This is a genomic window from Methylophilaceae bacterium (genome assembly GCA_018398995.1).
Lineage (GTDB): Bacteria > Pseudomonadota > Gammaproteobacteria > Burkholderiales > Methylophilaceae.
Genome location: CP073759.1, coordinates 1,363,314 through 1,376,862, shown reverse-complemented (window position 1 = coordinate 1,376,862; position 13,549 = coordinate 1,363,314). Strand labels below are relative to the sequence as shown.

The 13,549-nt window shown below is 42.1% G+C and carries 12 protein-coding genes; 1 reads left to right on the top strand and 11 read right to left on the bottom strand.

The genetic code is table 11. The annotated features are described in order from the left end of the window. Position 1: 1 nt before the first annotated feature. The gene (gene clpA / locus KFB94_07115) at positions 2–2,287 is read left to right on the top strand and encodes an ATP-dependent Clp protease ATP-binding subunit ClpA (protein QVL45056.1); all 2,286 of its coding nucleotides are present in this window, start codon (positions 2–4) and stop codon (positions 2,285–2,287) included. A 39-nt stretch (positions 2,288–2,326) separates the two neighbouring features. Here the strand turns inward: clpA and KFB94_07110 are convergent, their stop codons facing one another. From KFB94_07110 to KFB94_07060, 11 genes are all read right to left on the bottom strand, one after another. Continuing rightward, complete coding sequence (locus tag KFB94_07110; protein ID QVL45055.1) at positions 2,327–2,938, bottom strand: glutathione S-transferase; 612 nt, start codon at positions 2,936–2,938, stop codon at positions 2,327–2,329. Between the two features lie 5 nt (positions 2,939–2,943). Then, on the bottom strand, positions 2,944–3,957 hold the full coding sequence (locus KFB94_07105) for a quinone-dependent dihydroorotate dehydrogenase (GenBank protein QVL46609.1): 1,014 nt from the start codon (positions 3,955–3,957) through the stop codon (positions 2,944–2,946). Positions 3,958–4,006: 49 nt separating this feature from the next. Further along, positions 4,007–5,233, bottom strand: coding sequence for a multifunctional CCA addition/repair protein (locus tag KFB94_07100; GenBank protein ID QVL45054.1), 1,227 nt, complete (start codon positions 5,231–5,233; stop codon positions 4,007–4,009). Next, positions 5,220–6,185 carry a complex I NDUFA9 subunit family protein gene (locus KFB94_07095; protein ID QVL45053.1) on the bottom strand — a complete coding sequence of 322 codons (966 nt, stop codon included), beginning with the start codon at positions 6,183–6,185 and terminating at the stop codon, positions 5,220–5,222. Before KFB94_07095 ends, KFB94_07100 begins: the two co-directional genes overlap by 14 nt. 30 nt (positions 6,186–6,215) lie before the next feature. Continuing rightward, a complete protein-coding gene (locus tag KFB94_07090; protein QVL45052.1) occupies positions 6,216–8,159 on the bottom strand; it encodes a lytic transglycosylase domain-containing protein in 1,944 nt (647 codons plus the stop codon). Beyond that, positions 8,160–8,342 carry a hypothetical protein gene (locus KFB94_07085; GenBank protein QVL45051.1) on the bottom strand — a complete coding sequence of 61 codons (183 nt, stop codon included), beginning with the start codon at positions 8,340–8,342 and terminating at the stop codon, positions 8,160–8,162. Positions 8,343–8,357: 15 nt separating this feature from the next. Then, positions 8,358–9,296, bottom strand: a complete 939-nt coding sequence (locus KFB94_07080; protein ID QVL45050.1) for a UDP-3-O-acyl-N-acetylglucosamine deacetylase — start codon at positions 9,294–9,296, stop codon at positions 8,358–8,360. Between the two features lie 97 nt (positions 9,297–9,393). After that, the gene (gene ftsZ / locus KFB94_07075; protein QVL45049.1) at positions 9,394–10,548 is read right to left on the bottom strand and encodes a cell division protein FtsZ; all 1,155 of its coding nucleotides are present in this window, start codon (positions 10,546–10,548) and stop codon (positions 9,394–9,396) included. Between the two features lie 86 nt (positions 10,549–10,634). Then, positions 10,635–11,873 (bottom strand): cell division protein FtsA, encoded by a 1,239-nt coding sequence (gene ftsA, locus KFB94_07070; GenBank protein QVL45048.1) that lies wholly within the window; start codon positions 11,871–11,873, stop codon positions 10,635–10,637. 13 nt (positions 11,874–11,886) lie between these two features. After that, the gene (locus tag KFB94_07065) at positions 11,887–12,636 is read right to left on the bottom strand and encodes a cell division protein FtsQ/DivIB (GenBank protein QVL45047.1); all 750 of its coding nucleotides are present in this window, start codon (positions 12,634–12,636) and stop codon (positions 11,887–11,889) included. After that, a complete protein-coding gene (locus KFB94_07060) occupies positions 12,620–13,549 on the bottom strand; it encodes a D-alanine--D-alanine ligase (GenBank protein QVL46608.1) in 930 nt (309 codons plus the stop codon). The genes KFB94_07065 and KFB94_07060 overlap by 17 nt, the downstream gene beginning before the upstream one ends.

The window sequence follows — 13,549 nt, the reverse complement described above, 5'->3', positions numbered from 1 at the left end:
CATGATTGCACAAGAACTAGAAGTTAGCCTACACATGGCATTTATGGATGCTAGGCAAAATCGCCATGAACTGATCACAGTAGAACATTTATTGTTGGCAATGATAGACAATCCAACAGCGGCTAATGTATTGCGTGCTTGCGGTGCTAAGTTTGAAGTATTGCGTGCTGAGCTCAATCAACATATTGCGGAACACACACCGATTGTTACGGGTGAAGATGAAGTTGATACGCAACCAACATTGGGATTCCAACGCGTGATTCAACGTGCAATGCTCCATGTACAATCATCAGGAAAAAAAGAAGTAACAGGGGCAAACGTGCTTGTTGCTATTTATGGCGAGAAAGATTCTCATGCCGTATTCTTTTTACATCAGCAAGGTATTACCAGACTAGATGTAGTTAATTTTATTTCTCATGGCGTAGCAAAAATGCCCGGTGAGAATGCAAGCAGTACGGAAGGTGCAGAAAATGCAGCGGAGAGCGAATCTACACCAAACACTGCATTGGAAAACTACACACTCAATTTGAACCAAGAGGTGATGTCTGGCAGAATTGATCCATTAGTTGGTCGCGAAGGTGAAATTGAACGTGTCATTCAGACGCTCTGCCGTCGCCGTAAAAACAATCCGCTTTTAGTAGGAGAAGCCGGAGTAGGTAAAACTGCAATTGCAGAAGGACTGGCGCATCGTATTGTTGAAAATGATATCCCGGAAGTACTAGAAAATGCCACCGTGTATTCTTTAGATATGGGAGCTCTACTGGCTGGCACTAAATACCGTGGCGATTTCGAGCAACGTTTAAAGGCTGTCATGAAACAACTAGAGCAAGAAGAAGGCTCTATCTTATTCATTGACGAAATTCATACTTTAATTGGCGCTGGCGCTGCAAGTGGCGGCACACTCGATGCCAGCAATTTACTAAAACCAGCCCTATCCAGTGGAAAATTAAAATGCATTGGTGCGACAACTTATCAAGAATACCGCGGTATTTTTGAAAAAGACCATGCACTCTCTAGGCGCTTCCAAAAAGTAGATGTAGTTGAACCGAGCATTGATGAAGCAATTGCAATACTGAAGGGACTAAAATCTAAATTCGAAGAGCATCACAATGTCAAATACAGTGCAAGCGCACTGACAACGGCTGTTGAATTATCGGCTAAATATATTAATGATCGTTTTCTACCCGATAAAGCCATCGACATCATCGACGAGGCTGGTGCAGCACAACGTATTTTACCCAAGCCAAAGCGCAAAAAAATTATTGGCAATAAAGAAATCGAAGATATTGTGGCAAAAGTTGCGCGCATACCACCCAAAAACATATCAAATGACGATAGAAGCACGTTAAAAACATTAGAACGCGACTTAAAAGCAGTGGTGTTTGGACAAAACAAGGCGATTGAGACATTAACTTCTGCCGTAAAAATGGCCCGCAGCGGTATTGGTCAAGGCAATAAACCCGTCGGTAGCTTCTTGTTTAGTGGTCCAACAGGTGTTGGCAAAACGGAAGTGGCTAAACAGCTTGCTTACATCATGGGTATCGAACTTATTCGTTTTGATATGAGTGAATACATGGAGCGTCATGCGGTCTCTCGTCTTATTGGCGCGCCGCCAGGCTATGTTGGTTTTGAGCAGGGCGGCTTGCTCACTGAGGCTATTACAAAAAAACCGTATTCTGTGTTGATTTTGGATGAGATAGAAAAAGCACACCCAGATATTTTTAATATTTTGCTTCAAGTAATGGATCATGGCACCCTCACCGATAATAATGGGCGTAAAGCCGATTTTAGAAACGTCACTATTATCATGACAACTAACGCAGGTGCGGAAAGTCTATCAAAAGCCAGCATTGGCTTTACTAACGCAAAAGAGGTTGGCGACGAAGCAGCCGATCTTAAACGCTTATTCTCACCAGAGTTTCGCAATCGTTTAGATGCTATCGTTTCATTTGCGCCACTTTCACAAGAAATCATTGTTCGTGTGGTTGATAAGTTCCTCATGCAATTAGAAGATCAATTGCATGAGAAAAAAGTAGAAGCCACATTTAGTGACGAGCTGAAGCTGCATTTAGGTAAAAAAGGGTTTGATCCTTTGATGGGCGCGCGTCCAATGTCTCGCTTAATTCAAGATACAATTCGCAAAGCCTTAGCAGATGAATTACTGTTTGGTCGACTTGTGAACGGCGGTACAGTACACGTTGATATTGATGAAAATGAAGAAGTTAAATTGTCGTTTCCATCAAACAAATCCAGCGATCAGAAAGACTTGGCCACTGAAACTGAGTAAATCTGATTGTGCTTAGCGAGCCCAAATCAAACACCCAATTTATGCAAGATAAGTTGGGTGTTTTTTCATGATGCTGTCGAACAAATCTGATTGAATAAGCGAGGTTAGCCACTGGTTGACGTTAACATAGGGCGCGTTATCGAACCAATCGCTATCCACGCCTTTGAATTGTCTAATAAATGGAAAAATAGCAATATCTGCGACAGTGAGCCGCTGACCACATAATCGGTGATGTTGCTCAAGTCGTCTTTCTAACTGCTCAAGAAAAACTTCTCCGGCTGCGCGATGCTCGGCTATTGTTTTTTCTGGATATCGATCTGCATATTTATAGGCATCTAAAGCGTTTTTAAACCATCCATCATTGGTTTTTATTAAGTCTTTTGCTTCTGCTAAATTAACATCCAGCCAGCCATCAGTATCTTGCTGATTTAAGGCCCAAAACATAATCTCTAGGCTTTCATCTATGACTGTTTTATCAGGCAAAACCAACACAGGCACGGTCGCTTTGGGTGAAAAAGCGATCATCTCTTGAGGTTTATTACGTAGCGATATTTCACGAATTTCAACAACGATACCAGCATACTGAAGCGCCATTCTAGCGCGCATGGCATATGGGCAGCGCCTATAGGAATATAAAATAATTTGCGCCATGCGCATTAACCTAAGGTTTTACAAACAGCAGTTATTAATGCAGGCCCTTTATAAATCAACCCACTATAAATCTGCACTAAACTAGCACCAGCCGCTATTTTCTCAACGGCATCCGCCCCAGAAGAAATACCGCCTACACCAATAATTGGTAATGCTCCCTGTAACTGCTTAGATAGCTGCTGAATAACAATTGTCGATTGATGTCGCACTGGAACGCCTGAAAGGCCACCGCTTTCCTCCGCGTGCGGTAGACCTTGGACTGCGTCTCTAGATAACGTAGTATTGGTTGCGATGACTGCATCTATTTGATGCTGCATTAATAAATCTGCAATTTCAACCACTTGCAATTGTGTTAAGTCTGGTGCAATTTTTAACGCAATTGGCACATATTGACCGTGTAGCTGTGTTAACTTGACCTGTTCCTGTTTGAGTGTAGCAAGCAAATGAGATAGCGCTTCTTTTGCTTGTAAATCACGTAAGTTTTTTGTATTCGGAGAAGAAATATTCACTGCAATATAACGCGCATGTGCATAGACTTTTTGCATACAAATCAAGTAATCATCAACCGCTTTTTCATTGGGGGTGTCAAAATTTTTACCAATATTAATTCCAAGAATGCCGCGATATTTGGCAGACTTGACATTCTCTACTAATTGATCGACCCCTACATTATTAAAACCAAAACGATTAATAATACCCTCTGCCGATTTGACTCGAAATAAACGTGGTTTATCGTTTCCTGGTTGTGGCCTCGGCGTTACAGTACCAACTTCAATAAAGCCAAAGCCTAAGGCGGCCATTCCATCAATTACTGCGCCATTCTTGTCCAACCCTGCTGCCAAACCGACAGGATTAGCAAAAGTGAGCCCCATTACTTGTCTAGGCTGACAAATCGGCTGTTTGATTACTTTTAAGAGCCCTAATTGTTGTGCTAGCTTTAAGCTTTTGAGGGTAACATCATGTACATATTCGGCATCTAATTGGAATAAGATTGGTTTTGCAATCGCATATATATTCATAGGCATATTTTACGCGATAAATAAAAAAAGTAATTGCTTTGTGACATATTCACATGATGGTCTTAACAGATGCCAATCTTGCTTTATAAATCGCTTGTTTAATGCAGTCTGGCTCAACATATTGTTTTGCAATTTCTCCTGCATTAATTTGCATGGCAGCGGCAAGGGCTTTACGCATGATATCAGCTTCAGGCAATGCAGTATTTTCCAAACCTAATCGACCTCTTGAATCTGCTTCACATGCCTGCAAAAAATACGCAAACCGCTCTGGCTGACGTATCGCATCCAGGTCTATTAAAAACTTAAGCAGGGTTTCTGCTCTCATGGCCAGCACCTGATGCGCTTTGATATGAAATTTAGCAACCATATGCGCCAAAGCATGACAGTCATTTGGCACACGCAAGCGCTTACTCACTTCAGTAACTAACTTAGCACCTCGTATATCATGTCCAATATGTCTTGGCAGCACCTCTTTTGGTGTCGTTCCTTTACCTAAGTCATGCATCAACACTGCATAGCGTACAGCTAAATTAAATTGTTGTTTTGCTGCATAATCCACTGCCATCATCACATGAATACCCGTATCAATTTCTGGGTGATATTGCGCTGTTTGTGGCACTCCCCATAAACAAGCCAACTCTGGGATAAGTCGCTCTAAAGCCCCACAACGTTGCAAAACATCAAACATGCGACTAGGCTGTTTTTCCATCAACCCTTTGGCTAATTCCTGCCATACGCGTTCAGGTACTAAGGCATCCACTTCTCCATCACTAACCATTTGCTGCATTAACTGCATTGTTTCAGGTGCGATAGTAAAATCTACAAACCGCGCTGAAAATCGTGCCGCACGTAAAATGCGAACGGGATCCTCAACAAATGCTTGCCCAACATGTCTGATTATTTTTTGCTGGATATCCAGTTGCCCATTAAAAGGGTCAATTAACTGGCCATCAGCTGCTTTTGCAATCGCATTTATCGTAAAATCACGTCTTGCCAAATCGGCTTCTAATGTCACATCAGAGTCGGCATGAACAACGAATCCTTTATAGCCTTTACTGATTTTGCGTTCGGTTCTGGCTAGCGCATATTCTTCGTGGGTTTTAGGGTGCAAAAAAACAGGAAAATCTTTACCAACAGGTTGATAGCCACGTTTCAGCATTTCATCCACGCTACTGCCAACCACAACATAGTCACGGTCTTTGACTGGCATGTTTAACAATTCATCGCGTATTGCACCACCAACACAATAAACAATTAAGGGCTTATCTTCTGGCATTAATCACCCTACCCGCCGCAGCACGATATTGATCATACGCTGCACGTGGTGTTTTGTTCTGGATATAGGTAGGCATGACTGCATCCAATGGTGTGAGTGTCTGTTGAATCTCTTTTGCCATTGGTCCTTCAGCAGTGCTATTGACTGCCATAGAGCGCACATTATCTCGGCTCATGAGCTTGATTGGCAACCACTCCATCATCCAAGCTTGCAAATATGACAGGCGGTCACCCAATCCAATAATCGGCCGCCGCTTATTCAGAGTATGCATCACTTTCTCAACCAGTTGCTGCAAAGTATAAGTATCTGGTCCTGCGAGGTCATAACGGTTGCCAAAAGTATCATCATTTTGCAGGCTATTGACGAAGATATTGGCTACATCCTCTACCCAAATAGGTTGAAATTTAGCTGCAGGTTTTGCTAATAGAATAATAGGTAAGTATTGGATTAGTTTGGCAAACAAGTTTAAAAATTGATCATCGCGACCAAATATAACAGAAGGTCTAAAAATCGTCACATTGATTGATTGTCTGAAACGATTTAACGCTGCCTCACCGTGCGCTTTAGAGCGTAAATATTGGCTTGGCGCATTCTCTGACGCCTGCAATGCACTCATGTGTATCAACCGCTTAATCCCTAACTGAACACATATTTTAGCAATGCGTTCGGGCAGTTGATGGTGAATGATGTCAAATGTACTGTGTTTACTTTCATGCAAAATCCCTACCAAATTAATCACTGCATCACAATCTTTTAGAGCATCTGCTAACGCACTATCATTATGCACCTGACAATTAGCCACTTGCACATTTGGCAATAAAATTAAATGTTTTGCCCGCTCACGATGACGCGTCAATACTTTTACTTGATAGCCAGCCGCATCTAATTTGCTAACAATGCTGCTACCCACAAATCCAGCACCACCAATTACTGCTATCCGTTTATTTTTCATGCTATTTTTCCATTACTTTATCAATTATTGTCAATTGTTAAGCGTCTTTGCAGGGGTACTACCCATTAGCTGCTTAAGCGTCATATTGGTCATTCCTGCTTGCTTCTTATACATATACATATTTGCCATCACTCGTTGCACATAGACTCGGGTTTCATCAAAAGGAATTGTCTCTGCATAAATAGCCCCTTCCAAACGATACGGCGCAAGCCATCTTTTAGCCCTACTCGGACCCGCATTATAGCCCGCTGTAGCCATGACTTTATTCCCATTCATGACACTTAAAGTATGACTTAAATAATAAGTGCCAATCGTGATATTTGTATCCAAGTCATAAATCATACTCCCTTTATAACGATGAATACCTGCTGATTTTGCAGCCCATCTTGCTGTCGTTGGCATTAATTGCATTACACCTGCTGCTCCTGCATGTGATTTTGCATCATGCACAAATCGACTCTCTTGTCTGGCAATAGCATGGGTCCATGCCGCATCAATTTGCTGCTGTTGAGCGGCTTTTACCATTTGCTGTCTATAAGGCATCAAATATCGCATCGAAAAATCATGTGTGCTACTTGTATCATCCGCTGTATTAATGGCTAGGTCGTACCATGATTGCTGATTTGCAAAATAAGCTGCTGCAAGTAATTTTTTATCATCTAAAGATGCCATTGCGTTTTTCCACTCAAGCTTTCCCTCCCAGCGTAAATCTAAGTCTAATAATGCTTTTGCTCGCATGATTGCTGGCAATTTGCCGATGTCAGCAACTTCTTTCGAACTTGGTCGATATTGTAATGATGTCGCTTGGCTATCGTTTTTCAGTTCACTTTGTGCCAACCAGCCATAGTAATGCCGCTCTGAAGCAAGATTAGTTAATATATCAATTGCTTGCTTATTCTCTTGTTGCAGTGCAATGAATGCCCGCGCCTTCCAATAACGCCAGCGCGCTTCTTCTGCTATTTCTGGTTTCATTTGGCTAATCACGCTAAGTAAATGTGTCCAATCTGAAGCACGTAAACAGGCGCGCGCGTACCATGAGACTTGTTCATCAGTCATTGATGTCATACGCGCTTTTTCTAACAGCGATAGCGCCTCTGGCTCATGTCGTTTAGCAGCGGCAGTGCCCAGCGTTGCGTAGAAATAGCTTTTTTCATCATCACTCATCTGAGCTTCAATCGTTTTAAACGCATTAGTCGCTTGCCCCGTGTCTTTCTTTGCCAACTGCGCGAGCGCAAACAAATGCACTTCATGATGAAACTTTTGCTTAAAAGATCCAATTGATGTTTTCAACAATCTATCAGGTGATTGATAGGCAGTAGCTAATAATTTTTCTTGATTAGGATGGTAGTCTTTACTGCGCTTTAGAATCGCTTTAGCCAGGCCAATTTTGGCTTGTGCAGTTGCCATTCTAAAACGTTGCCAAATTGACTCTTCGTCAATTATCCCGTTAGCCAGCATCACTTCAAACAAGCCATCACAGTGGGTTGGCTGGTCTTTTCCAGTCAGCCACAGATGTTTTACAGAGATCAAATCATCTTTGCTTTGCACTGCATTTTTTGCTTCAGCGGCAAGACATTCTACAGCAGCGTTATCCTTTGATTGATAGCGTGCATATTCTTGGTCAAATAATACCCACTCTTTTTGCTTCCCTAACTTCTTTAAGAAATGACCGCGCAACAGGCGTGCAAACGCATAATCTTCATGTTGACTTAAAAAAGCAGCAATATCTTCATTATTTGTGTTGTCCAAGTTTAACGACATTAGCCAAAACTGTGCATAAGGTGCAAGAATATGCTTTTCCAATTGCAATTGGTCAGCATATTTTGCTAATGCCGTGACATTTTCTTTGTCATAAGCCTCACGTGCTTTGAGAACAATCATATCGTTGCTGGCTGCAACGCTAGCGCTTGCAATGATGCTGGTCATGCACAAGACTAGCAAACGAATGCGTAATAATTGATGGAGATTTTGCATTTACAACTTAATCACCCGTGAAATTACACTTAATAAAATGACAATAACGCCAAACCAAGCGACATATTGATATAGCCGTTTAATCGCAATGAGGTAATTTTTGTTTCGAGAGAAAAAATAGCCGGCCACCAGCACAAAAGTAGCAATGAGTAGCAAAGCGACTATTATGCGTACAATGAACACTGTGTGTCTAAGCCTCTAATTAAAATGCGGCATCAGATTCGGCGTGAAGTAAGCAGTCTGCTCTTTAAAACCAACAGGCGCTTCATTGATATCATTGAATGTCACATATTCCCATGCATCTGCGTCTGCTAATAATGCACGAATTAGTTTGTTATTAAGCCCATGTCCAGATTTATAAGCAGTAAAAGCACCCAATAAAGGATGGCCTAACATATACAAATCGCCTATTGCATCTAATACCTTATGTTTTGCAAATTCATCTTCATACCGTAAACCATCGCTATTTAATACACGAAACTCATCTAGCACAATCGCATTATCTAAACTACCACCACGCGCCAAACCATTTGCCCGTAGATATTCAACCTCGTGCATAAAACCAAATGTGCGTGCACGACTAATTTCAGCAATATAAGAATTGTCGGCAAAATCGATCTTGACATTATTACCCGATTCTTCAAACACAGGATGCGCAAAATCAATGGTGAAATCCATTTTAAATCCGTGATAAGGCTCAAATTTAGCCCATTTATCTTGTTCAATAATTTCCACATTTTTTTTAATACGCATGAATTTTTTAGCTGCAGCTTGCTCAACAATGCCAGCCGATTGCAATAGAAAAATAAAAGGGCCTGCGCTTCCATCCATAATCGGTATTTCCGAAGCATCCAGTTCTACAATCACGTTATCAACGCCCAATCCTGCTAACGCAGACATTAAATGCTCTACAGTAGCAACACGCGCACCATTTTTCTCTAGGGCAGAGCACATGCGCGTATCACTCACCGCATCGGGCGTTGCTGGTATTTCAGGCATGCCGGGCAAATCGGTTCGTCTAAATACTATACCAGTGTCGATTGCAGCAGGCAGAAGCGTCAGCTTGACTTTCTCACCATTGTGCAACCCAACGCCTGTGGCACTGACTTTTTTTTGTAGGGTTCTCTGTTTTAACAATTATTTTCCTATTCACTCGAACAGTTCCGCTTGATGAAGCGCATTTGCTTCATATAGTAGCATAATCCAATATTGCTACTGCATTTGTCAGTTGCGCCTAATCAGCCTGTTTACGTAAAAATGCAGGAATGTCATACTCTTCTACACCATTAGATTTCATTGCATCCACTTGAGCACGACGACTGTTAGGACTAAACACAGCTGGTGCATCATCCTCTTCTACATAAACACTATTGTTTGTACCATTTCTGACTGTGGTCATCACGCGTAGTTCTGGTTTTTGTTCACGTTTAGCAATGGCACCATTCAAACCTGTTGCAACCATCGTTACACGCAATTTATCACCAATACTCTCATCCATGACAGTACCCAGTATGACAGTTGCATCTTCTGCAGTGAACGCTTTGATGGTGTTCATTACATTGTAATACTCTTTCATTTTCAGGCTACTACTTGCCGTGATATTCACTAAGACACCGCGTGCATTCGCCAAATTCACATCTTCTAATAATGGACTCGCTACTGCTTGCTCTGCTGCTATCACTGCACGATTATCGCCGCTGGCTTCTGCAGACCCCATCATCGCCATGCCCATTTCACTCATCACTGTACGGACATCAGCGAAATCCACATTGACCAACCCTGGGCAATTAATAATTTCCGCGATACCTGAAACGGCATTATGCAACACATCATTGGCCGCACGGAATGCTTCTAGGAAAGGTACATCTTCACCCAGCACTTCCATTAACTTTTCATTAGGGATGACAATTAATGAGTCTACATATTGTGACAGCTCTGCCAATCCTTCTTCTGCCACCTTGGTGCGCTTACCTTCAAATGCGAATGGCTTAGTCACAACTGCCACAGTTAAAATACCCATTTCTTTTGCTACTTCCGCAATAATAGGTGCGGCGCCAGTACCAGTCCCGCCACCCATGCCGGCAGTAATAAACAGCATGTCTGCACCTTCAATCATTTCTGCAATTTGATCACGATCTTCAATGGCTGCTTCGCGCCCAATTTCTGGTTTTGCGCCAGCACCTAAGCCCTTAGTAATATCTGAACCTATTTGCAATGTTCTGGCCGCTCCGCTTTTCAGCAACGCTTGTGCATCAGTATTCGCGCAGATAAATTCTACGCCACCCACTGCTTTACTGATCATATGATCAACTGCATTACCACCGCAGCCACCAACCCCGATCACCTTAATCACTGCTTCTTGTGAATCTTTTTCCATAATTTCAAACATTTTATATCTCCTTTTTTGCCTACATGTTTTGAGCTTATTTTCATAAACTCTGCCCTGTTATTACACTTTGTTTTGTTAGTGATTACTTAAAAATTACCTTTAAACCAATCTTTCATACGTTCAAAAACACGTAGTACGGAATGAATTTCCATTTGCCCAGTTAATTCACGTTCAATTTGTTGTTTGCCCATCAACACCAATCCAACAGCTGTCGCATACCTAGGATTATTGATGACTTCCGTCAAGCCTTCTATGTAGCGTGGCATGCCTAGTCGCACTGGCATATGAAAAATTTCCTCACCCAACTCAATCATGCCGCGCATCATTGAAGAGCCACCTGTAATCACAATGCCTGAGGCAATCATTTCCTCCATACCACTTCGACGCAGCTCTTGTAAGACCAATTCATAAAGCTCAACAACTCGAGGCTCTATCACCTCTGCCAACGTCTGCAAGGAAAGCTGTCTTGCCTCTCTCCCATCAACACCTGGCACCTCCACAGTTTCACGTGGGTCTGCTAATTGTCGCAAAGCGCAACCGTGTTTTACTTTAATGTCCTCGGCCGATTGTGTGGGCGTTCGAAAAGCCACTGCAATATCATTAGTCACTTGATCACCTGCAATTGAAATAACTGCCGTATGTCGAATTGAACCACTTTTAAATACCGCAATATCAGTAGTACCGCCGCCAATATCGACTAAACAAACACCCAATTCTTTCTCATCTTCGGTGAGTACTGCGTTGCTAGAAGCCAATGGCTGTAAAATAAGGTCACTGACATCCAAACCACAGCGTTTAATGCATTTCACAATGTTTTGAGCAGCTGCAACGGCGCCGGTGACAATATGCACTTTTACCTCTAGCTTTAAACCACTCATCCCCATTGGTTCACGCACATCGTCTTGTCCATCAATAATGAATTCTTGTGTCAAAATGTGCAGTATCTGTTGATCCGCAGGCAATGCAATCGCGCGCGCTGTTTCCACCACTCTATCGATGTCCATTTGTGTTACTTCTGCATCTTTAATTTTTACCATGCCGTGTGAATTAAGACTTTTAACATGGCTACCTGCAATACCTGTAAACACGCTAGTTATCTTGCAATCCGCCATTAATTCAGCTTCTTCTATAGAGCGCTGAATCGCTTGCATAGTTGAATCTATGTTAACAACAACACCTTTTTTAAGCCCTCTAGACGGATGCTGTCCTAGCCCAATGACTTTTGCACTGCTATCTGGCAATAACTCTGCCACTATCGTCACAATTTTAGATGTGCCGATATCCAACCCGATAATCAGGTTTTTACCTTCGCGCACTTTACTCATTTACACTCCCTTTTCATGTCTGGCCAACTATGTTCATCTGTCTTAGAGGCGGTTGTTGCATTGATTGTTTGTTCGTTTGAAGCAGCGAAAATCCATTCGGATAACGCAAATCTGCATATTGTATTGTTGTGTTCAAATGGCTTAATACCGTTTGGTAGGCGATTGAAAACTGAGCCAATCTTGCGTTCATATGCTCTCTTCCCAGTGCTATCGATACATTTTTATCGGTTTTAATTTCCCAGGAAAAACGTGGTGACAAATTAACTTGTGTGACTTGCATATCAATATCGAGCAAAATTTCTTTAAATTGCGCATACTGTTGAGCGACCTCTTTTACTGCGTTACCTGCGCCATAAAATACAGGCAAATCGTCATCAGAAGCGCCATGAAATAATTCGCCATAGGTGTTCACCAATGCAATATCTCCCCATCTGGCCAATGCTTTATGCTCCTCTATTTCCACATTGATCGTACTAGGCCAATGTCTACGCACACTCACGTTTCTTGTCCATGGCAATTTTTCAAATGCATCGCGCGTTTTCTTTAAATCCAATGTAAAAAAATTACCTGTTAAGTGTTCTTCTACAATCAATTCCACTTGCTTTCTACTCACGTGTTCAAGCTGACCACCCACTTCGACTACATTAATCGGAAAAATAGGTAAGCGTATAAAAGCGATGATGAGTCCATACAACAACATCATGATTGCTGCTGCATATAAACAATTTGCAAGCCAATTCAATTGATTAGGCTGATGCCACATCGCTCACCCTCTTGTTTAATGTCATCTGTAAAATAGTGACAACCAATGTATCAAAATCAATACCTGCCGCTTTTGCTGCCATAGGGACTAAACTATGGTCAGTCATACCTGGACTGGTGTTCACTTCTAAAAAATAGTAATTGCCTGACTCATCCATTAAAAAATCAACCCGCCCCCAACCACTACACCCAATCGCGTTAAAAGCATATAAAGCTTCTTGTTGAATTTGTGCCTCAAGTTCTGCACTTAAACCACTAGGACATAAGTACTCAGTATCGTTACGGAGGTATTTCGCTTCAAAATCATAAAACTCCGTCTTTGGCACAATACGTATAATCGGCAGTGCTTTTTGACCCAAAATCCCAACCGTATATTCACCACCACTAATACAGGCTTCCGCTATCACAAGTGGATCTGCTTTAGCCGCTATTGCATAGGCTGCTTTCAGCTCTCCCGATTGTTTTACTTTCGTAATACCAATGCTTGAACCCTCATTTGCAGGTTTAACAAAAATTGGGAAACCTAATTTTTGTTCTATTGCTGCAAAATCGCTTTGTGCATGGACCAGCTCAAATGCTGGTGTTACCACTCGCGCCTCATCCCACTTTAATTTGGTTTGCCATTTATCCATACCAATTGCTGAAGCCGTAACGCCACTACCCGTATAAGGCACTTCCATTGCATCTAATATGCGTTGAATGGTGCCGTCTTCACCATATTTACCGTGTAATGCAATAAACACACGGTCATAATTTTCCAAATCAGCAACGTCTTGCTGACCAGGGTCAAATGCCACAGCATCCACACCCTGTCGAATTAATGCCGCTAACACAGCATGACCACTCTTGAGCGATATTTCACGCTCTCCAGATTCACCACCTAGCAGCACTGCAACACGGCCAAATTGATTCAT